This is a genomic window from unidentified bacterial endosymbiont, from assembly GCF_918797525.1.
Classification (GTDB): domain Bacteria; phylum Pseudomonadota; class Gammaproteobacteria; order Enterobacterales; family Enterobacteriaceae; genus Enterobacter.
In genome coordinates this window covers 345,539-367,948 of the sequence record NZ_OU963893.1, presented here as the reverse complement: position 1 = coordinate 367,948, position 22,410 = coordinate 345,539, and the positions used below count along the sequence as shown (strand labels likewise).

Here is a 22,410-nt window from a genome sequence, read left to right as displayed (position 1 = left end):
TAAATCTATAGCGATCACATTTTAACCCACACTTTTTCCAGATAGCGCCGTCCGATTACTCTCTCTTTAACCGTTTAGAGTTACACAGCCACAGGGTGATCACCAGCAGCAGGATTGCCGCCGAATAGATCAGCACGTCGAGCGGGGATTTATGATCGACGATGATCAACCGCACAATCGCGGTGATCCCAATGTAAACAAAATAGCGCAGCGGGAAGTGAAAGCCGGACTGAAAATACTTCACAATCAGGGCGATAAATTCAAAATAGAGAAAGTAAACCACCAGCCCTTCCACCAGCGCATATTTGCTGGTTTGTTCGGGGGCAAACAGCACATCCGCCAGATGCACCGTCTCTTTACCGAGAAAGACGACCAGGATCAGGCCAAGGCTCAGCAGACCGAGATTAAGCACGGTCTGGAGGATCGTTGAGATAAACTCAACGCGCGGGCGGGTCAGGGATGTCATACAGCACCTCATTCTCCAGGACGAGATTCCTGTATAACGCAAAAGTGTGACGGGGATCTATATTTTTTGTTTATGTTTTGTTCGATCCAGAGCCATTACCCTACCTCAGCCGTCTCCCGAAAAGGAAGACGGCGCGAATCATTCCCTTATCTGAAGTTAATATTCTTATCGCTGGTCATATCATACAGCTGGAATTTACGCCCAAGCGGCTGGCCGCCATCGCGCGTCAGCGGCGTCCAGCCCACTGCCGCGCGGCTGCGAGTTGGGCCAGACGAGAACAGATCCAGCGGAATTGACACATACACGCCTTTGGTGAAGTCCCCTTCCCCGTATTCGTCCGGCGAAACGTTAGTGATGGTGGCATAACCCCCCACGACCACGCCGCTGTCGAAATGTCTGGAGATATCCAGCGTGCCGCCTTTATCGCCTGCCAGATACTGACCGACGCTGGCTTTCACCAGCACATTCTGCGCAAACGACGGCGTCCAGTAGGCGGTTAGATGGCCGGTTTTAACGCTGTAGTCAGTGAACTTCATCATGTCCTGCGCGCTACGCCAGTCACGCTGCTTCACATAATTGGCATCAATCCCAAACGCCCAGTTGCTGTCGACAGGCCGATAAAGCACTTCAGCCCCCGCGCCGCCGTACATGGTTTCCAGATAACCGCCATACACCTGGCCGTAGAAACCATTGCCGAAGTACTGAAAATAGTTGGCCTGCAGGTTATTCACATAGGCGTTGTTCTGCACATATTCACGCACGCGGGTACGTACGCGCGGTAGCGTCGAGTCGTTCGGCGGGTTAGTGTAGTTGAACTTGCCGTAGTTATTCGCAATGTTGCCAAACAGGCTTCCGGTGGTCAGGAGGTGGTCAGTGAGCCACAGATCCGCCGTCGCCATGACGCCCAACTGGTACATGTAAAAGTTTTCCGGCCCGCCAACGGACTGATTCAGTACCGGGTCAATGTGGAAATCGAAGCGCGATTTATCGATATACCAGCCCTGCTCGGTGGTTTCGGGTACGACCGGCTCAATGCGTTTTTGCACCAGCTCGGTTTCATGCCCTAAGGGTTCACCTTCCAGATGGCGCTTGAGACTGGCGACATCGGTTTCTGTGGTTACCTGCGGCAGGTTAAGACGGTTCTCCGTGATGCGGATCGTTCGGATCCCCTCCGGCAGATCGTTCATGATTATCCGGTTGGCACGCTCTATCCCTTCTTGCGAGTCGCGATATTTCACCTGCTCGCCAGTAACGTACAGCGTATCGCCCCTGGTCTGAATTTTCGGGTTCGCAAAACCGGCGTTATATTTCAGCAACGTCAACTGGTTAGCCACCACGGAGTGCTGAATGATCGCATCCTGCGGCTCCGGCTGATACGTCGGTCGCGCATTGTCGTTGTAGCGCGGATGCATATCGTTGAAGTTGGTGCGTAGCGTGAAGCCAAACATCACGGTGTTGCCACGCTCATAGCTGAGGTTAACGTCGGCCCAATCGGTCACGCGGTAAATGGCGCCGACGTTAAACTTGCTCTTCTGCTCAATTTTCCCGGCAAAATCTTCGCTGTAGTTATTCCCTTCGTATTCCAGCTTCAGGCGCAGCGGCTGCCACGGCGTTTGGTATTCCACGCCGCCAAACAGCGAAGCCGGGCCGTGGAACATCTGATCGCCGTTAATCGAGCCGGCTTTTTTATAGCTGTTATCGCGATAGCAATACTTATCGCTGTAGGAGCAGAACGGGTTTTTCACGTTGCCGCTGGTGCCGAGATAGCCCCAGCCAAGACCCAGCGAGAAATCAAACGGGCCCCACGCCTTGCTCGCCACAATGTATTCCGCATCAAACAGGCCCGTACCGCCAATATCTTTCGCCCCAACGGAAACCTGCGGCATCCAGTAACTCTCTTCCCACAGGCGCAATTTTACGTCGAACGCTTTGTCTTTATAGGTCTGGTTGCCGGAGAAGGCTTCAACGCTGCTGTACTTTTTTGTACGGACATCGGTATAGCGCAGCGTGGTTTCCAGCCATGGGAACAACTGCACCGACGCAGAGTAGTAGCGGTACTGGTCGTTATCGCGATAGTTAAGGCTGATTTCACCCTCACGCGCCATACGGGCAGTAGGCGTTTGCAGTAAACCGACACCGCCAAAGTCTGACTGAGACGGGCCAATGGGTGCCGGATAGGTTTCCGCATGGCAGGCGGCACTTACGCACAGCGCCAGCATGCTGTAGAGATAGGTTCTTTTCATTAATCCGGGATCCGCTGCGTCAGGGAATGAAGGATATCGGCGTTTAACCCGTCATAGGCCTTCGTCCAGAAATGGTCGGCAAAACCGACAAAAATGATGCTGCCTGGCATGGGTTCGATATGGCGTTTATTCCAGTAGGCCACTGAGGCTTTTTGCGTGTGCCCGTCAGGGTAAACCACCCATGCGTAGCTATTATCCGCCCCGCTCAGCAGGCGCTGCTCGTCGAGATAGCTCGCCACATCCCGGCCTGGCGTAAAGGGCTTTTCACCTGGGCTGCTAATCAGCCCCATCACGGTGATGGTGGAAGGCTGCGCCGGTAGCCACAGCGTATAGTCCCCTTCCAGCGCCGGGTTGCCGTTTTCAGCCACACGCACTTCATCGGGATCCAGGTTCACCTTCTGGCGGCCCGTCACCTTCAGCGCCTGGAGCTGCTGGCGAACGCTGTTAATGGCTGCAGTATCATCGCCATCTTCCTGTCCGGCTAACCCCGCCAGCCGGGCCAGCAGCGCGCGGTGTTTTTGTTCTGCCTCAACCGTCGCCTGTCGCTCACTGATGACCGCACCAGTCCACCAGCTGTTGGCAAGCCTTGGCTGGCCGACAAGATCGAGCAAGTGCCCTGCGTCGGTTAATGTTTTCGGTTTTTGGCTTTCCGGCGTATAAACCTTCACTGTTCCCGCAGACCATGCCACAGGGGTTATCAGGCTGGCGATCACTGCTACGCGGATAACTGTTTTCATGACTTCGCGGCCTTGATCAGGGTGGTCTTCACCGGGAAGAAACCGGCGCCGAGATACTGCAAGGACTGGCGGATCTGCCCTTCATCATCCACCCAGAAGCGGTTATGCCAGCGGGCCTGGTCGGTGGTGACCTCTTCATCCAGCACGCGAACCTGCGTTTCGTCACTGCCCACTTTCACGCTGTCCGTGCCATCCCAGCGGAATACCGAGCGGGCAGTGGCATAGCGCACCTGCTTGTGTTCGGTCCACCCCAGGGTGCGCGTCCAGCTTGCGCCGTCGGTTATCTGGTTCGGCTTAATGAGTGGGTCTGCGGCGATGTTGTTCACCTCAAGCAGGTTGTCGCCGCCGAGAAGCGTTTTCACGAGACGTCCATGCCGGGTGACGATGGTGGCCTGATCCTGCGTCACCCATTTCTGCTGCCCGTTTTCATCGAAAGCGAGCACCACAAACAGCTGCGGGCCATCGTTTAACTGTATGTACTGGCTGGCATACGGCATGTTTTGCAGTTCGTCATCGGTCAGATGTACGCCCGGTGTGCCAAACATGCTGTCCCACAGTGAATTTCCCAGCCCTTTGGTGGTGGCTGAGCACGCCTGCAACAGCAGGCAAAACATGATGATTGCAGGTCGCTTCACGACTCTTCTCCGAAGGGGCGAAATAACCACACCGAAGTGTGGTTATGATTAAAACACCCGGTATTACTGGGTGCTGGTCGTCGTGGTGGTCGTGGTTCCGGTATTAGAGCCATCACCGCCACCGGTTGCCGCCAGCGCGACACCCACGGCTGAACTTACGGCGCTGGTACTGGCCGCGGTAGAACTCCCCGCAGACGCAGACGTCGCTGCCGACCCTGCTGCTTCACCGACCTGAACCGGAGCCGCATACACAGATGTCGCCGCAAGCGCAGATATGGCAAAAATGCCATACAGTACTTTTTTCATAACAATTTCCCTTCATTGAATGAATGGAGATGTGCCTAAAAAGAAATTCAGGCGGAATCGAGTATACACAACTAAAGCAGAGGGTTTGCCGTGCGGGTAAATAGGAGAAGGGTTTTCAGACTAATGGATAAAATTCAATTTCAGGGGCTTTCGTATAAATATATAAATTATTAAAATCAATGACATATAATTAAGCGCTGTATACTTGCTTATCCGTATAGTCCTAAAATAAACTACAATAATTAGCAGGTTTACGAGCTTTTTCAGATTAAACTCAGATCCAGAATTTGAGATGAATAACAGACATCAGGATTTATCCGATAAAAAATGCCGGCATATTGCCGGCATTTTTCATGGCATATTAATTACGTACGCCATGCTTTATAGCGGTTAATCAAACCATTCGTAGAGCTATCGTGGCTGTTAATTGCCTTATCGTCACCCAGCTCTGGCAGAATACGATTTGCCAGCTGTTTACCCAGCTCAACGCCCCACTGGTCAAAGGTGAAGATGTTCAGAATGGCGCCCTGGGTGAAAATTTTGTGCTCATACAGAGCAATCAGCGCGCCCAGGCTAAACGGGGTGATTTCGCGTAGCAGAATGGAGTTGGTTGGGCGGTTGCCTTCAAACACCTTGAACGGCACCACGTGGTCAAGGGTGGCAGGGTCTTTACCCTGATCACGGTATTCCTGCTCAACCACCTCGCGAGATTTACCGAACGCCAGCGCTTCCGTCTGGGCGAAGAAGTTAGACAGCAGCTTTGGATGGTGGTCCGACAACGCGTTATGCGTAATGGCAGGCGCAATGAAATCGCATGGCACCATTTTGGTGCCCTGGTGAATCAGCTGGTAGAACGCGTGCTGGCCGTTGGTACCCGGCTCGCCCCAGATGATTGGACCGGTCTGGTAATCCACCGCGTTGCCGTTACGGTCCACGTATTTACCGTTGGATTCCATGTTGCCCTGCTGGAAGTAAGCAGCAAAGCGGTGCATGTACTGGTCGTATGGCAGAATGGCTTCGGTTTCGGCGCCGAAGAAGTTGTTGTACCAGATACCGATCAGCGCCAACAGCACCGGCAGATTTTTCTCAGGCGCGGTGCTGGAGAAGTGTTTATCCATCGCGTGCGCGCCGGACAACAGTTCAACGAAGTTGTCGAAGCCCACGGACAGGATAATAGACAAGCCAATGGCAGACCACAGAGAATAACGGCCGCCAACCCAGTCCCAGAACTCAAACATGTTGGCGATATCGATACCGAACTCGCCCACGGCTTTACCGTTAGTGGAAAGCGCAGCAAAGTGTTTCGCCACGTGCTGGTTATCGCCAGCCGTTTTCAGGAACCAGTCGCGCGCGCTGTGGGCGTTGGTCATGGTTTCCTGAGTGGTGAAGGTTTTAGACGCCACCAGGAACAGGGTCGTTTCCGGGTTCACGTTCTTCAGCACTTCGGCAATATGGGTACCATCAACGTTAGAGACGAAATGCATGTTGAGGTGATTTTTGTACGGACGCAGCGCTTCGGTCACCATAAAAGGACCAAGGTCTGAACCGCCGATACCAATGTTCACCACGTCGGTGATTGCTTTACCGGTGTAGCCCTTCCAGCTACCGGAGATGATCGCTTTAGAGAAGGTTTTCATCTTTTCCAGCACCGCGTTCACTTCCGGCATTACATCTTTGCCGTCAACGATGATCGGCGTATTGCTACGGTTACGCAGCGCCACGTGCAGCACGGCACGGTCTTCGGTGCGGTTGATCTTCTCACCGGAGAACATGGATTTGATGGCGTCTGCCAGCTCTGTCTCTTTCGCCAGATCCTGCAGTTTTGCCAGCGTCTCTTCGGTAATGCGGTTTTTGGAGAAGTCCACCAGCATCAGGTCATCAAAAGTCGCGGAGAATTTATTGAAACGATCGCCATCGTTTGCGAACAGATCCGCGAGGGTGACGTCTTTCATTTCATCAAAATGTTTTTGTAATGCCTGCCAGGCAGCGGTCTGCGTTGGGTTGATGTTTTTCATTAGCAATACTCTTCTGATTTGAGAATTGTGACTGCGGTCGATTGTAGCGCCTGCGAATAAAAATTGTGATGGTTTTTATGTCATTGCCCTGGCCTGCATCAAACGCAGGTGAAAAGACCCGAAAAGTATAGCTGCTGAAGTCCCTTCCTGCGGCGGCAAAATGTCGTCCAAAACAGGCTAAAACGGAGCATAAAATATGGCCCTGTTATAAGTCCTGTTTCTCAGGGGTACCCCCCCATAAAAAATCCGCATAATCCCGGCATTGACAGGACCTCCCCCGCATTTTATTTATAGGGCCGTATTTTGCGCCTGCACCTGTTTTCATTTCATTCTTGTGCCAAGGTCGCTTATTCATTCCCTGACACGAGGTTGTTATGACGAGTTTTGTGGTCGCCAAATTTGGCGGCACCAGTGTGGCAGATTACGCTGCCATGAACCGCAGCGCCGATGTAGTGCTGGCCGATCCGAATACCCGCCTGGTGGTGCTCTCTGCATCCGCTGGCGTGACGAACCTGCTGGTTTCTCTGTCTGAAGGACTGGAAGCGCCCGAACGTTTCGTGAAGCTGGATGCACTGCGCAAAATTCAGTTCGATATTCTTGAATGTCTGCACAATCCGGACGTGATCCGCGAGGAAATCGAGCGTCTGCTGGAAAACATCACCACGCTGGCGGAAGCGGCCTCTCTGGCAAACTCCACCGCCCTGACGGATGAACTGGTCAGCCACGGGGAGCTAATGTCTACCCTGCTGTTCGTTGAGATCCTGCGCGAGCGTAGCGTTCAGGCGCAGTGGTTTGACGTGCGTAAAGTAATGCGCACCAGCGATCGCTTTGGCCGTGCCGAGCCGGACATTGAGGCGCTGGCCGAGCTGGCTGGCCAGCAGTTAGCTCCGCGCCTGGAAGAAAGTATTGTGATCACCCAGGGCTTTATCGGCAGCGAAGCGAAAGGCCGCACCACAACGCTTGGCCGGGGCGGTAGCGACTATACCGCAGCCCTGCTGGGTGAAGCCCTGCACGCTAGCCGTGTGGATATCTGGACCGACGTGCCGGGCATTTACACTACCGACCCACGCGTGGTTGCTACGGCAAAACGTATTGATGTCATCGCCTTTGAAGAAGCGGCGGAGATGGCAACCTTCGGCGCAAAAGTACTACATCCTGCAACGCTGCTGCCTGCCGTGCGCAGCGATATTCCGGTTTTCGTCGGCTCCAGTAAAGACCCGAAAGCAGGCGGCACAATGGTCTGTAAGCGTACCGAAAGCCCGCCGCTGTTCCGCGCGCTGGCGCTGCGTCGCAAGCAGACTCTGGTCACGCTGCACAGCCATAATATGCTCCACTCACGCGGCTTCCTGGCAGAAGTATTTGGGATCCTTGCGCGCCACAATATCTCCGTAGATCTGATCACCACGTCGGAAGTAAGTATCGCCCTGACGCTGGATACCACCGGCTCAACGTCCAAGGGCGATACCCTGCTGACGCAGTCGCTGCTGATTGAGCTGTCTGAGCTGTGCCGCGTAGAAGTGGAAGAAGATCTGGCGCTGGTGGCTATCATCGGTAACAAACTGTCGCGCGCCTGTGGCGTGGGCAAAGAGGTCTTCGGCGTACTCGACCCGTTCAGCATCCGCATGATTTGCTACGGTGCTTCCAGCTATAACCTTTGTTTCCTGGTACCGGCCGATCAGGCAGAGCAGGTCGTGCAGAAACTTCATCAGAATTTGTTTGAATAAGTGTCACTCAGGTGATTCACAAAGCGACAAGCCGGGCCCAGCCCGGCTTTTTTATTATCATTCATACCGCAATATCAGTGGCTGCCAAATGGCACAGGCCATAAGGCAAATATACATGCATTGCGCATCTCAATATGTTCAACAGGCACACTTAACTGATGAAGGAAAAAGAGATGAAAAAGCATGTTTTCGTTATCGCAATACTACTGACATTGACTCAAAGCACTCTTGCAGCACCGCGTTTAATTGAGGCTGGGAGTTATAACCTTAAGATGTCTGAACGCCCGAATAAATGTTTTCCACATTTAGGGAAATATAACTCATCCCTTACGGCAACCGGAGATGGTGCAGAATACCTCGTTAAGCTTTCACGACACCATATTATCCCCTACAATTTATTACGTGATTTTTATAACACTGTTATAGCAGATGGAAAAATTACCCGACTCGCTGGCTTTCTGAATAAATTGAGCAGCAAAGCAGTCGAGTATAACGCGTCAAATTGCCATAGCGATGACATTCAGGGGGGGGCCTCGCTTGCAGCGATGATCGCCAGTGGAAGCATCACCGAGAATAAAGACAAAACGGAGTCTCCAGATTATAAAGATGATTTCTTTTCATTATATATCTGGATGCCCGGAAATCTCTTCCCAGGTCCGGAATCCAAAAAACGGTCTGACGATCCGGAAGAAGCCTTTGAATCAAAGGCAGGAGATATTGTGGGCCCAGATTTTACCCATTATCAACAGCTCGTCAATGAGATGAAAGATTATATAAAAAGCCATAATGACACAAAATTATCCGGGATAAATGCTAACCTGGAATTTATCGCAAACAAGACGACAAGCTATCCCTTAGACGCAACAAAATGGGAAAAAATAGACGAAAAATATCGACTGAAATAGAGTGAAGAGTGTTTTTCACATTCACCAGTTTGCTTTACAATGAAGCCTCCCCATCAGGAGGCTTCAGCAATGGCTACACCACGTTTGACCCAGAAAGAGATGACCGAAGCCGAGCAGCGTGAACTGAAAACGCTTCTCGACCGCGCCCGCATCGCGCATGGCCGCACGCTGACGAACGCCGAAACCAATCAGGTTAAGAAAGAGTACATCGATAAACTGATGGCGCAACGTGAGGCTGCGGCGAAGAAAGCCCGCAAGCTGAAAAAAGAGCAGGCCTATAAGCCAGATGCAGAGGCGACCTTTTCCTGGTCCGCCACCACATCAACCCGTGGCAGGCGCTAACTAGCGCCCTTTCTTTTTGCGGCCCGGCTGGACAAAGCGCTTCCCGTTGGCCGGCTTGCCACGCCCTTTCTCTTCCGCCTGCGGCGCGTTCACCACCGGGCGCTTTATCGCCTGGGTTTTAGGTTTCGCTTTAGCTTTCGGCTTCGCTTCGGACGAGGAGTTCTCGATAAGCTTGAACAGCTCGATCAGTTCATCATCCGTTAAGTCACGCCACTCGCCCAGCGGGATCCCGGACAGGCTGACGTTCATGATGCGGGTACGTTCCAGCTTCGTCACGTCATAGCCGAAGTGCTCGCACATGCGGCGGATCTGGCGGTTCAGCCCCTGCACCAGCGTGATTCGGAACGCAAACGGTGCTTCTTTTTTGACCTTACATTTCTTCGTCACGGTACCCAGGATCGGCACGCCCGCCCCCATCCCGCGAATAAACTCATCCGTCACTGGCTTGTTCACCGTAACGATGTACTCTTTCTCGTGGTCGTTACCGGCACGCAGGATTTTGTTTACCAGGTCGCCGTGGTTAGTGAGGAAAATCAGACCCTGAGAGTCTTTATCCAGACGACCAATCGGGAAAATGCGGCTGCTGTGGTTTACGAAATCAACGATGTTGTCCCGCTCGCCGTCTTCCGTGGTGCTGACAATGCCAACCGGTTTGTTCAACGCGATAAACACCAGGTCTTCAGCATCTCGCGGTTCGATGACCTGACCATTCACTTTCACCACATCGCCAGGCACCACCTGGTCGCCGATGGTGGCGCGCTTGCCGTTAAGAAACACGTTACCCTGTTCAATGTAACGGTCAGCCTCACGACGAGAGCAGATCCCGCTCTCGCTAATGTATTTGTTTAATCGGGTTGATTGAGTTGGCAGCATAGTTTCTCCTGTGAAGGGCGAAATATACCTTAGATTTGGGCTGGAAAAAAAGATTAGCCTACGGTTACTGAAACGGGTTTTCCAGGTTTGCACAACATCATGACCAGCGTATCGAGCGTAAACTTGTTAGTTTTAAGATTCACCACGTCGGAAACACGTGGTCGGGATACATTAAGCCTGGCGGCAACATCCACCTGACGGAGTTTGTTTTCCGTAATCCATATGGAAATTTCTTGCATAAGTTGCCGCTTGATAGCAAGCAGTTGCCCTACTTCTTTCTCAGCGTTTTCCTGTAGCTGTATACGTAAAAGCAAAATGTTGCTGATCAGCTTTCGCTTCCAACTGAAACAGAGCTGGGATTAACTCGCTAAAGCAAACGAGGCTTTTGCCCAACTTATGAATACTCTCTGGTGGGAGTTTGTAAGGCGAATTAGTAATATCAGAAACGAGACTTCTGTATTTATTTGATATAAATCAAAACCAAGCCAAACTGGTGTATTTTATTATGAAAACAGCCAGTTTTCACCGCCTATTAAATATCCAGAGCACATCCATTCGAGACATAACACATCGTACCTAAAGAGATTTATCTAAATATGTAAAACTCCATACCAAGGGAAACCACCTTTACTTAAAGTAAATAATATATAACCACAAAAATATTAGACAATTTAAGATTATTAAACCCAACGCTTAAAACCATATTAGCGGTCATGAAAGCGTTGGGCCTGAGATTAGCGGTTAAGTCTCCCCGAAATTAATACTCATCCCGCTCGCCGTCTTCATCCGGCTGTTCCATCACGCTATACGCCACCGCGCAGAACAAGGAATTAAGGCGCTTCATATCCCCCAGCAGCCCCAGGTGCAGGGAACTGGTTTCGATACTCTGCACGTTCTGCTGGTGCAATCGCTCAACGTGCGCGTGTGAATAGCGGCGGTTAAGGATGCGGAAACGGTGCTTGTTGCGGCGCAGGCGTCGCGCGCCCGGTACGTCGCTGGAGAAGAAGACCGACATCGCCAGCTTCAGGTTGCTCACCAGTTTTTCGTGAAGTGTTTCCAGTTCCTTCAAACCTTCGCCTGAAAACGCCCGACGCGCGGCCAGCGATTTGTCGGCAATTTCACTGCCCATACGCTCGACGATATCCGAGGCCTGCTCAAGGTTAAGCGACATCTCGATGATTTCCGCCCAGCGACGGGACTCCTCTTCCGCCAGTTCGTCCTGCGGAATACGCGCCAGATAGAGTTTTATGGCGGTATAGAGCACGTTGATGTCGTCGGCCAGCCTGCGCAACTCTTTCGCTTCGCGCGGCTCCCCGTGCATGACCTTTTGCAGGCCCTCGAGCATGGTCTCCATCGCATCCCCCATGCGTAGCGTTTCGCGGGCGGCATTGGCGATAGCCAGCGCCGGCGTGTCCAGCACAGAGGTATCCAGATGCTTAGGCTTAAGGCGAACATCGAGTTCCGGTTCGTCGCGAATAAGGCGTTCGCAGAAGCGGGCCATCGGCACGGCAAAAGGTACCATCGCCAGGCAGCGCACCAGGTTATAGAAGACGTGGAAGTAGATAACCAGCTCCGCCTTCGGTAACGGGAGGTTGTCCATCAGGTTTGCCAGCGGGTGAACGAACGGCAGAATAATCAGGCTGCCCACCAGCTTAAACAGCAGGCTGCCCAGCGCCACGCGGCGGGCGGCGGCATTGGCCGCACTGTTGTTGAGCATCGCCAGCAGCCCTGAGCCGAGGTTAGCACCGATAACCAGGCACAGCGCCACCGGGAAGGAGATCGCCCCCGCCGTGGTTAACGTCGCCGTCAGTAACACCGCCGCCAGACTGGAGTAGCTGACGATGGCAAAGACCGCGCCGATCAGCGCATCCAGCATAATATCCCCGGTCAGTGAGGCGAAAATCACCTGCACGCCGCTGGCCTGGGTAATAGGGGTAACCGCCTGCACAATCAGCTCAAGCGCAAGCAGGATGAGGCCGAGGCCAATGCCCACGCGGCCAAGCTGTCCGGCACGGGTCTGCTTGCGGCCGAGGAAAAAGATGACGCCGATAAAAATCAGCAGCGGCGACAGCCAGGAGAGGTCAAAGGTCAGGATACGCGCCATCAGCGCGGTTCCCACGTCGGCGCCCAGAACGATCACTAACGCCGGAGCAAGCGCCACCAGATCCTGCGCCACAAACGAGGTCACAAGCATGGTGGTGGCGTTACTGCTTTGCACCAGCGCGGTCACGCCGATGCCCGCGCAGAAGGCGAGCGGCTTCTTCTCAACGCTTCCGCTAAGAACGGTACGTAAGCGCGCGCCAAATACGCGCATCACGCCGGTACGGACAATGTGCGTGCCCCAGACCAGCAATGCCACTGCGGAGAGCAGGTGTAACAACGTCAGCACGGAAGGGAGTTCTCCTTATCGTTATCGATTTTATGACTCAGTATAAGGGGTTAAACGCAAGAAAGAGACAGGGCGCCAAAGAGGTACCCTGTTTGTTGTAAGAAAAAGTGACGTTAGTCGGCGTCGTAGCCCAGGTTAGGCGCTAACCAACGTTCGACGTCTGACACGCTCATGCCTTTGCGCAGCGCGTAATCTTCGACCTGATCGCGCTGCAACTGCGCCACGGCGAAGTATTTACTGTCCGGATGGCTGAAGTACCAGCCTGAGACCGACGCCCCAGGCCACATGGCGAACGATTCGGTCAGTTTCATCCCCGTATGGGTTTCGACGTCCAGCAACTGCCAGATAGTCCCCTTCTCGGTATGTTCCGGGCAGGCCGGGTAGCCCGGTGCCGGCCGGATCCCCTGGTAGTTTTCACGGATAAGTTCCTCGTTGCTGAGGTTTTCATTTGCCGCGTAGCCCCAGTGCACCTTACGTACGCGCTCATGCAGGTATTCCGCGAAGGCTTCCGCCAGTCGGTCTGCAATTGCCTTCACCATGATTTTGTTGTAATCATCGTGTTGGGTTTCGAACGCCTCCGCCAGGGTGTCTTCTTCCAGGCCACCGGTTACGGCGAAAGCGCCGATATAGTCGGCTTTACCACTGAGCTTTGGCGCAACAAAATCAGCCAGGCAGTAGTTCGCAAAGCCCACTTTCTCCGTCTGCTGGCGCAAATGGCGGCTTACGGCGAGCACATGCGTGCGGGTTTCATCACGATAAATTTCAACGTCGTCACCCACGCGGTTCGCCGGGAACAGCCCCACTACCCCGCGCGGGTTGAGGGTTTTCTCTGCGCTCAGTTGATCCAGCATGTCGTTGGCATCCTGGAACAGACGCTTCGCCTCAACGCCGACCACCTCATCTTCGAGGATGCGCGGATATTTCCCCGCCAGCGACCAGGTCATAAAGAACGGCGTCCAGTCGATGTAGTTTCGCAGCGTCTCAATGCTGGCACTCACCGCCTGCACGCCAGGACGGTGCGCCACCGGTGGCGTATAGCTTGACCAGTCAAACGCCAGATCGTTATCGCGCGCTGCCTGCAACGTCACCGGCGGGGTGCGCGGTTTCTTGCGGGCGTGCTGGATACGGACGGTTTCGTACTCTTTGCGGGTGCGTGCCACAAAATCGTCATGCTGCGTGGCTGATAATAGCGAAGCGACAACACCCACGGTACGCGAAGCGTTTTGCACATAGACCGTCGGGCCGCTGTAGTTTTGCTCAATTTTCACCGCCGTGTGCGCTTTTGAGGTGGTCGCCCCGCCAATCAACAGCGGAATAGTAAAGCCCTGACGCTCCATCTCTTTAGCTACATTGACCATTTCGTCCAGCGACGGGGTAATCAGCCCGGAGAGACCAATCAGGTCGGCATTCACTTCACGCGCGGTTTTGAGGATTTTGTCCGCCGGGACCATCACCCCAAGATCGACAATCTCATAGTTATTACACTGCAACACAACGCCGACAATGTTTTTGCCAATGTCATGCACGTCGCCCTTCACGGTGGCGATGACCATTTTACCGTTGCTGGAACCCTTCTCTTTGCTGGCTTCAATATAGGGTTCAAGGTAGGCCACCGCCTGCTTCATCACCCGCGCGGATTTCACCACCTGCGGCAGGAACATTTTGCCCTCGCCAAACAGATCGCCCACCACGTTCATGCCGTCCATTAGTGGCCCTTCGATCACCTCAATCGGGCGGACGGCCTGCTGACGCGCTTCTTCCGTATCCTGCTCAATAAACTCAGTGATGCCTTTGACCAGCGAGTACTCCAGACGTTTTTTCACGTCCCACGCACGCCACTCGGCCTGCTGAACGTTAACGGCTCCGTCCGATTTACTGCCGCGGTATTTTTCTGCCAGATCCAGCATCCGTTCGGTGGCATCGTCACGGCGGTTGAGGATGACGTCTTCCACCCCATCACGTAGCTCTGACGGCAGGTCGTCGTAAATCGCCAACTGTCCGGCATTGACGATCCCCATGTCCATACCGTTACGAATGGCGTAATAAAGGAACACAGCGTGGATGGCTTCACGCACCGGGTCGTTGCCACGGAACGAGAACGACACGTTTGACACCCCGCCGGAGATCAGCGCATGCGGCAGCTCGCGCTTGATGTCCTCACACGCGCCGATAAAGTCCTGGGCGTAGTTGTTGTGTTCTTCGATACCGGTCGCGACGGCGAAAATGTTCGGGTCGAAGATGATGTCTTCCGGCGGGAAGCCCACCTCTTCGGTCAGAATCTTGTACGCGCGGCGGCATATCTCAATTTTGCGCTCGCGAGTATCGGCCTGGCCCACTTCGTCGAAGGCCATCACCACGACAGCCGCGCCATATCTGCGCACCCGCTTCGCATGGTGGGTAAAGATTTCGACCCCCTCTTTCATCGAGATGGAGTTAACGATGCCTTTACCCTGAATGCATTTCAGCCCTTTTTCGATGACCTCCCATTTGGAGGAGTCGATCATGATTGGCACGCGGGCGATATCCGGCTCACCAGCAATCAGGTTGAGGAAGCGCACCATCGCCGCTTCCGCGTCGAGCATTCCCTCATCCATGTTGATATCGATAATTTGTGCACCGCTCTCCACCTGCTGGCGGGCGACGTCCAGCGCTTCGCTGTACTTCTCTTCCTTAATCAGCCGTTTGAACTTCGCGGAACCCGTGACGTTAGTACGTTCTCCGACGTTCACAAACAGGCTATCGTTGCCGATGGTTAACGGCTCAAGGCCAGCAAGACGGCAGGCGACCGGCAGCTCAGGCAGTTTACGCGGCGGCAGCCCGGCGACCGCACGGCTCATCGCGGCGATATGCTCCGGCGTGGTGCCGCAGCAGCCGCCGACGATATTCAGAAAGCCGGATTCAGCCCACTCGCGGATTTGCGCTGCCATGGTGTCAGCGTCCAGGTCGTATTCGCCAAAGGCGTTTGGCAGACCCGCGTTCGGGTGCGCGGTAACGTAGCACTGTGCGATGCGCGAAAGTTCCTGCACATACTGACGCAGTTCATCCGGCCCCAGCGCACAGTTCAGGCCGAATGAGAGCGCGTCAGCATGGCGCAGAGAGTTGTAAAAGGCTTCGGTCGTCTGGCCGGACAGGGTGCGTCCAGACGCGTCGGTAATGGTGCCGGAAATCATGATCGGCAGCTCAACGCCCAGCGCCTCGAATTCCTCTTTCACCGCGAAAATGGCCGCTTTGGCATTGAGGGTATCGAATACCGTTTCGATCAGGATCAGATCTGAACCGCCTTCCACCAGCGCTTTGGTGGACTCACGATATGCGTCGACCAGCTGATCGAAGGTGATGTTACGAAAAGCAGGGTCATTCACATCCGGTGAAATTGACGCGGTGCGGTTTGTCGGCCCCAGAACCCCCGCCACGTAGCGCGGCTTGTCAGGCGTGCGCGCCGTCCACTCGTCTGCGCAGGCGCGCGCCAGTTTTGCCGCCTCAAAGTTGATCTCTGCCGACAGGGATCCCATCTGGTAATCCGCCATGGCGATGGTTGTCGAGTTAAAGGTGTTAGTTTCAACAATATCCGCCCCCGCTTCGAAGTAGGCGTTGTGGATATCGGTAATCACTTTCGGCTTGCTTAACACCAGCAGGTCGTTGTTACCCTTCAGGTCGCAGGGCCAGTCGGCGAAACGCTCGCCGCGGAAATCGTCTTCGCTCAGACGATAGCCCTGGATCATGGTGCCCATACCGCCGTCCAGCACCAGAATTCGTTCATTTAACTGCGCACGCAGTTGTTTTACTTTGCTGCTCACACTTGCTCCCGACAACGCTCAACATGGCCAAAAGGCTGCGTTCCATACTGGCATAATCTTGCAGGGTGGAAAAGGCGCACTGCCGTAACATGAGACAAGTTCACCATGACTCATCCGATCAGTCAGGATACGGTTGCAAAATCACCAAATAAAACGAAAATGATTTCCACGATACAGAAAAGGAGACCGTCATGGTCGCTACCGTTCCCGCTAAACGCGGCAGAAAACCCGCTGTCCCCTCCGCTGCGCCTCAGGGCGGACAGGTTCAATCGCTGACGCGTGGCCTGAAGCTGCTGGAATGGATAGCCGAGTCGCACAGCAGTGTGGCCCTGACCGAGCTGGCGCAACAGGCTGGTTTGCCAAACTCTACCACCCACCGTCTGCTGACCACCATGCAACAGTTGGGCTTTGTCCGTCAGGTGGGGGATTTAGGGCATTGGGCGGTGGGGGCACATGCGTTTGTTGTCGGCAGTAGCTTCCTGCAGAGCCGCAACCTGCTGGCGATTGTGCACCCTATTCTGCGCCAGCTAATGGAAGACTCTGGCGAGACGGTGAACCTGGCAGTGCTGGATCAGAGCGATCATCAGGCAATCATTATTGACCAGGTGCAGTGCACGCAGTTAATGCGCATGTCGGCGCCCATTGGCGGCAAGTTGCCGATGCATGCCTCCGGGGCGGGTAAGGCCTTCTTATCACAGCTCAGCGAAGAGCAGGTTACCGGGTTGTTACATCGCAAAGGTCTGCACGCCTATACGCACGCCACGCTGGTTTCCCCTGTGCATCTGAAAGAAGATCTGGCTATTTCCCGCAAGCGCGGCTATTCATTTGATGATGAAGAACATGCACTCGGGTTACGTTGCCTCGCGGCCTGTATTTTTGACGAACACCGCGAGCCCTTTGCGGCCATTTCCATCTCCGGGCCGATTTCGCGTATGACAGATGACCGCGTGACCGAGCTGGGTGCGCTGGTGATTAAGGCGGCGAAAGAGGTTACGCTGGCGTACGGTGGGATGCGTTAAACCGCACGCTAAACCGCTGCTTGCGGCGGTAAGCGTAGACGTCTTCCACATGCCCGTTCTTGATCCGCGTCTGCAGACCACGCCAGTAGCTGGCGCGAAACAGGTCATCATGCATCTCTTCAAATAACGGTCTGATACGCGGGTCAACGCACAGCCAGTGGCGGAATTCTTCAGGAAAGACATCACCAGGCGAGACGCTGTACCATGGCTCGCCGGACAGTTCATCTTCCGGATAGCGCGGCTGCGGAATGTCGCGGAAATTCACCTCGGTCATATAGCAAATTTCATCGTAATCGTAGAACACCACCCGGCCGTGGCGCGTGACGCCGAAGTTTTTGAATAGCATGTCGCCAGGAAAAATGTTCGCAGCGGCGAGCTGGCGGATGGCATTGCCATACTCTTCAATCGCATCCCGCAGCGCCTGGCCTTCTGACTGTTCCAGCCAGATGTTCAGCGGCACCATGCGTCGCTCAATATAAAGATGGCTTATCACGATTTTGTCGCCAAGATCGGTGATCTTCCCCGGCGCTTCCTGCATTAACAGCGCCATCAGCGCCGGATCAATCTGCTGTTTATCCAGCACGAAATTTTCGTACTCCTGGGTATCGGCCATTCGTCCGACGCGGTCGTGCTCTTTCACCAACTGGTAACAGGCCCGGACGTGGGCGGCGGTCATCTCTTTCTGCGGCGCGAATTTATCTTTTATCACCTTAAACACCCGGTCAAATCCTGGCAGCGTAAACACCAGCATCACCATGCCGCGAATACCGGGGGCTTCAATAAACAGCTCATCCGCGCTGGAAATATAGTACAGATACTCCCGATAGCTTTCGGTTTTTGCATGCTTCTGACAGCCAATCGCCATATACAGTTCGGCAGTCGATTTTCCGGGCAGGATCTCGCGCAACCACTCCACGAGGGCCGCAGGTAGCAGGGCGTAGACCATAAAATAGGAACGGGCGAAACCGAAGACAATGCTGGCCCCGACGCTGGTCGTCAGGCAGGTATCCACAAAAAGCTCACCGTCATCGGTACGGTGAATGGGCAGCAGAAACGGCACCGTGGCCGATGGCATCACCAGTTTGCCGACCAGCCAGGCGGCTTTATTGCGGTAGAAAAGCTCATTGGCAACCTGCAAATGGCTCTGGGTGAGCGTCTCTGCGCCGATGGTTTCATTGAGGTGCGCGATGATATAGCCGATATCCCGGGCTTTGTTCTCCCAGGGCAAACGCAGCGGTAAGTCGGATAATACCCGATGCAGCATCTTTTCCCATCCGCGATCGGGGAAAAAATCTTTCGCCAGCGGACGCGGAATGGAACGAAAGCGTCGCTCCGGCTGGGAGCTGAAGATAAATAACCGCTCAGGGGATAATGCCCGGTGGTCAAATAGCCGGCAATAGACGGAGTTGAAGAAACTCTCCGCAATTTCGAAGCGCGGATAGTCGGGTAACAGATGAGCGTAGTGCTCCTTCACGCGCAGTAAAAATGCCGCGTCGGGGTGTTTACCGTCGGTAATACAACGGAGTTGTTTCACCACCAGGCCCACGTGGTGATCGTAAAGGTGGATACGCTGCTTCATAGCCTGTTGCACCGCATGCCAGTCTGCTTGTTCAAAGCGTTGCTGCGCGCCGGAAGTGACCTCCAGAAAACGGCCATACTGGGCGTCGAAGCCCTGCAGAATGGTTTGTGCAATCAATAATTCCAGACCACGCGACATATAATTCCCCCTCAACCCGGCCCTCTCCCCGGGGGGAGAGGGGGAACAGATTAAAACTGTGCTTCTTCGGTTGACCCCGTTAAGGCGGTGACTGAGGAGGTGCCGCCCTGAATAATGGTGGTGACGTTATCGAAATAGCCGGTGCCTACCTCCTGCTGGTGCGAGACGAAGGTATAACCATCTTTACCTGCGGCAAACTCTGGCTGTTGCACTTTCTCGACATAGTGCTTCATGCCTTCCCCCTGCGCGTAGGCGTGTGCCAGGTCGAACATGTTGAACCACATGCTGTGAATACCCGCCAGGGTGATGAACTGGTATTTGTAGCCCATGTCAGACAGCTGTTGCTGGAAGCTGGCGATGGTTTTGTCATCCAGTTTCTTCTGCCAGTTGAAGGACGGCGAGCAGTTATAGGCCAGCAGTTTGCCCGGGAATTTCGCATGAATGGCATCGGCAAAGCGTTGCGCCAGCCCCAGGTCTGGCGTAGAGGTTTCACACCATATCAGGTCCGCATAGGGCGCATACGCCAGGCCACGGCTAATCGCCTGCTCGATACCTGCATGGGTGCGGTAAAAGCCTTCGCTGGTACGCTCGCCGGTAATAAATTCGCTGTCATACGGGTCACAGTCAGAAGTAATGAGATCCGCTGCATCCGCATCGGTACGCGCAATGACCAGCGTCGGCACGCCGAGAACGTCTGCGGCAAGACGCGCCGCGACCAGCTTCTGAATGGCTTCCTGCGTCGGTACCAGTACCTTGCCGCCCATGTGCCCACACTTCTTCACCGACGCCAGCTGATCTTCGAAGTGAACGGCCGCTGCACCGGCCTCAATCATCGATTTCATCAGCTCATACGCGTTCAATACCCCGCCGAAACCCGCTTCTGCATCCGCGACGATCGGCAGGAAATAGTCGGTAAAGCGCGGATCGTTTGGCTCGATACCTGCCGCCCACTGGATCTGATCCGCGCGGCGGAAAGTGTTGTTGATCCGATCCACCACCGACGGCACGGAGTTTGCCGGATAGAGCGATTGATCCGGATACATGCTGGAGGCGAGGTTGGCATCCGCCGCAACCTGCCATCCGGAAAGATAGATTGCCTCAATACCTGCCTTCGCCTGCTGCAGCGCCTGGCCGCCGGTTAGCGCGCCAAGGCTGTTGATGTAGCCTTTTTTAGAGCTGCCGTGCAGCAGACGCCACATTTTCGCCGCGCCATGTTGTGCCAGCGTACATTCAGGGTTAACCGAGCCGCGTAATTTCACCACTTCCTCGGCGCTGTACGGACGGCGGATGCCCTCCCAGCGCGGTTGAGTCCACTCTTTTTGTAATTCTTCGATCTGTTGGGTGCGGGTTTTCATGTGCAGATGCTCCGTATTGTTATGAGGTGAATTACGCCAGCAAGCGGTAGCCCGGCAAAGTGAGGAAGTCGATTAACTCATCTGAGGTGGTGATTTGCTCCAACAGGCGCGCAGCGTCGTCAAAACGGCCGCGGCTAAAACGGTGTTCGCCCAGCTCGTCCTGGATAACCCGCAACTCTTCACCCAGCATTTGGCGGAACAGGGATTTGGTGACCAGCTTGCCGTTACTTAGCGTTTGTTGATGGTGGATCCACTGCCAGATAGAGGTTCGCGAGATCTCCGCCGTGGCGGCATCTTCCATCAGGCCGTAAATCGGCACGCAGCCGTTACCGGAAATCCACGCTTCGATGTACTGCACGGCAACGCGGATATTGGCGCGCATGCCCTCTTCCGTCCTTTCGCCGGTACAGGGTACCAGCAGGTGTTCTTCTGCTACTGGCGCATCCTCTTCAAGGGTGATAAACAGCTGGTTTTTATTGTTCCCCAGTACGCGATTAAAGACGTCCATCGCCGTATCGGCCAGCCCCGGATGGGCAATCCAGGTTCCGTCATGGCCGTTACGCGCTTCCAGCTCTTTATCCGCTTTCACTTTGTTAAGCACCTGATTATTGCGCCCGGCGTCTTTGCTCGGAATAAATGCCGCCATGCCCCCCATCGCAAAGGCTCCGCGCTTGTGGCAGGTCTTAATCAGCAAGCGTGAGTAAGCGCTCAGGAAAGGTTTATCCATGGTGACAACCTGGCGATCCGGCAACACGCGGTCGGCGTGATTCTTGAGCGTTTTGATATAGCTGAAGATGTAATCCCAGCGTCCGCAGTTCAGGCCCACAATATGGTCGCGCAGCGCATGCAGAATTTCGTTCATCTGGAATACTGCAGGCAGCGTTTCAATCAGTAGCGTGGCTTTGATGGTGCCGCGCGCCAGGTTGAAACGATCTTCTGCATAGCTGAAGACGTCACTCCACCACGCGGCTTCTTGCCATGACTGGGTTTTTGGTAAATAGAAATAGGGGCCACTGCCTTTCGCCAGCAGGCTTTTGTGGTTGTGAAAGAAATAGAGAGCGAAATCAAACAGACTGCCCGGGATGGCTTCACTGCGCCAGGTCACGTGCTTTTCAGGCAGATGCAGACCACGTACGCGACAGATCAGAACCGCCGGATCCGGTTTGAGTTGATAAATTTTACCGGCTTCGTTGGTGTAACTGATAGTCCCGTTAACGGCATCACGCAGGTTGATTTGCCCCTCAATCACTTTACGCCAGTCCGGTGCCAGAGAATCTTCGAAATCCGCCATAAAAACGTTAACGTTGGCGTTCATGGCGTTGATCACCATCTTGCGCTCTACCGGGCCGGTGATCTCCACGCGACGATCCTGTAAATCATCAGGGATGCCGCGGATTTTCCATTCGCCATGACGAATGGAAGCTGTTTCCGAAATAAACCCGGGTAATTTACCCTCGTCAATTTCCTGCTGTTGATAAATGCGTGCCGCCAGCAGTTTGTTGCGCTGTGGGGTAAAGCGAGTCACCAGCTCGGTGAGAAAGTCTACCGCTTCTGCCGTAAGAATTTGCTGCTCCTGGTCGCCATATGGCTGGGTAAAAGCCAGTTCATCAACCGTGATTGTCTGTTGTGTCATTTTTCTGCTCCTCAACGAGATCCAATATCACTCCCCCAATGCGAGCGAAAGATCGCTGTTTGATTTTCGCTCAGCAGATTTAAGACTATCTATTATTTTTCTAAAATCAAAAACAATTTCCATTTTAATTTCAAGTCAACTGTAACTTGCTGATTAACAAGTTATTAAAGTTGCAGTGGATGTTGAGTGCTATTTCGGAAATAAAAAAGGCACCCGAAGGTGCCTGTTGCAAATAGCTGAAACGCTTTAGGATC

The 22,410-nt window shown here is 54.1% G+C and carries 16 protein-coding genes and 1 pseudogene; 4 read left to right on the top strand and 13 right to left on the bottom strand.

The window, feature by feature from the left end; genetic code table 11:
* Nucleotides 1-55 precede the first annotated feature (55 nt).
* From psiE to pgi, 6 genes are all read right to left on the bottom strand, one after another.
* The gene (psiE, locus tag NL510_RS01735) at nt 56-466 is read right to left on the bottom strand and encodes a phosphate-starvation-inducible protein PsiE (RefSeq protein WP_000202963.1); all 411 of its coding nucleotides are present in this window, start codon (nt 464-466) and stop codon (nt 56-58) included.
* A gap of 146 nt (nt 467-612) precedes the next feature.
* Nucleotides 613-2,709 (bottom strand): YjbH domain-containing protein, encoded by a 2,097-nt coding sequence (locus NL510_RS01730; protein WP_253381085.1) that lies wholly within the window; start codon nt 2,707-2,709, stop codon nt 613-615.
* Nucleotides 2,709-3,446, bottom strand: coding sequence for a capsule biosynthesis GfcC family protein (locus NL510_RS01725; RefSeq protein WP_253381083.1), 738 nt, complete (start codon nt 3,444-3,446; stop codon nt 2,709-2,711). The genes NL510_RS01730 and NL510_RS01725 overlap by 1 nt, the downstream gene beginning before the upstream one ends.
* Complete coding sequence (locus NL510_RS01720; protein WP_253381081.1) at nt 3,443-4,081, bottom strand: YjbF family lipoprotein; 639 nt, start codon at nt 4,079-4,081, stop codon at nt 3,443-3,445. Before NL510_RS01720 ends, NL510_RS01725 begins: the two co-directional genes overlap by 4 nt.
* A 63-nt stretch (nt 4,082-4,144) precedes the next feature.
* Nucleotides 4,145-4,387: an exopolysaccharide production protein YjbE gene (gene yjbE, locus NL510_RS01715; protein WP_003860341.1), complete on the bottom strand. Its 243-nt coding sequence runs from the start codon at nt 4,385-4,387 to the stop codon at nt 4,145-4,147.
* Between the two features lie 365 nt (nt 4,388-4,752).
* Nucleotides 4,753-6,402, bottom strand: coding sequence for a glucose-6-phosphate isomerase (pgi, locus tag NL510_RS01710; RefSeq protein ID WP_253381079.1), 1,650 nt, complete (start codon nt 6,400-6,402; stop codon nt 4,753-4,755).
* Nucleotides 6,403-6,776: 374 nt separating this feature from the next.
* Here pgi and lysC point away from each other — a divergent pair, with 374 nt between their 5' ends.
* From lysC to NL510_RS01695, 3 genes are all read left to right on the top strand, one after another.
* The gene (gene lysC / locus NL510_RS01705) at nt 6,777-8,126 is read left to right on the top strand and encodes a lysine-sensitive aspartokinase 3 (RefSeq protein WP_253381077.1); all 1,350 of its coding nucleotides are present in this window, start codon (nt 6,777-6,779) and stop codon (nt 8,124-8,126) included.
* A gap of 173 nt (nt 8,127-8,299) precedes the next feature.
* Nucleotides 8,300-9,031, top strand: coding sequence for a hypothetical protein (locus tag NL510_RS01700; protein ID WP_253381075.1), 732 nt, complete (start codon nt 8,300-8,302; stop codon nt 9,029-9,031).
* A 69-nt stretch (nt 9,032-9,100) separates the two neighbouring features.
* The gene (locus tag NL510_RS01695) at nt 9,101-9,373 is read left to right on the top strand and encodes a YjbD family protein (RefSeq protein WP_253381073.1); all 273 of its coding nucleotides are present in this window, start codon (nt 9,101-9,103) and stop codon (nt 9,371-9,373) included.
* Here the strand turns inward: NL510_RS01695 and rluF are convergent, their stop codons facing one another.
* From rluF to metH, 4 genes and pseudogenes are all read right to left on the bottom strand, one after another.
* Nucleotides 9,374-10,246, bottom strand: coding sequence for a 23S rRNA pseudouridine(2604) synthase RluF (gene rluF / locus NL510_RS01690; RefSeq protein WP_253381071.1), 873 nt, complete (start codon nt 10,244-10,246; stop codon nt 9,374-9,376). It lies immediately after the preceding gene.
* Between the two features lie 53 nt (nt 10,247-10,299).
* Nucleotides 10,300-10,545: pseudogene (locus NL510_RS01685) on the bottom strand (helix-turn-helix domain-containing protein); the annotation flags it as partial.
* A gap of 458 nt (nt 10,546-11,003) precedes the next feature.
* Nucleotides 11,004-12,635: a Na/Pi cotransporter family protein gene (locus NL510_RS01680; protein WP_253381069.1), complete on the bottom strand. Its 1,632-nt coding sequence runs from the start codon at nt 12,633-12,635 to the stop codon at nt 11,004-11,006.
* Between the two features lie 113 nt (nt 12,636-12,748).
* The gene (metH, locus tag NL510_RS01675; RefSeq protein WP_253381067.1) at nt 12,749-16,432 is read right to left on the bottom strand and encodes a methionine synthase; all 3,684 of its coding nucleotides are present in this window, start codon (nt 16,430-16,432) and stop codon (nt 12,749-12,751) included.
* Between the two features lie 191 nt (nt 16,433-16,623).
* Here metH and iclR point away from each other — a divergent pair, with 191 nt between their 5' ends.
* Complete coding sequence (gene iclR / locus NL510_RS01670) at nt 16,624-17,451, top strand: glyoxylate bypass operon transcriptional repressor IclR (protein ID WP_253381064.1); 828 nt, start codon at nt 16,624-16,626, stop codon at nt 17,449-17,451.
* Here iclR and aceK read toward each other — a convergent pair.
* The 3 genes from aceK to aceB are packed head-to-tail and all read right to left on the bottom strand — an operon-like array spanning nt 17,423 to nt 22,156.
* Nucleotides 17,423-19,168, bottom strand: coding sequence for a bifunctional isocitrate dehydrogenase kinase/phosphatase (gene aceK / locus NL510_RS01665; protein ID WP_253381062.1), 1,746 nt, complete (start codon nt 19,166-19,168; stop codon nt 17,423-17,425). The genes iclR and aceK overlap by 29 nt on opposite strands.
* 50 nt (nt 19,169-19,218) lie before the next feature.
* On the bottom strand, nt 19,219-20,523 hold the full coding sequence (aceA, locus tag NL510_RS01660; RefSeq protein ID WP_253381061.1) for an isocitrate lyase: 1,305 nt from the start codon (nt 20,521-20,523) through the stop codon (nt 19,219-19,221).
* Between the two features lie 31 nt (nt 20,524-20,554).
* Nucleotides 20,555-22,156 carry a malate synthase A gene (gene aceB / locus NL510_RS01655; RefSeq protein WP_253381059.1) on the bottom strand — a complete coding sequence of 534 codons (1,602 nt, stop codon included), beginning with the start codon at nt 22,154-22,156 and terminating at the stop codon, nt 20,555-20,557.
* Nucleotides 22,157-22,410 lie beyond the last annotated feature (254 nt).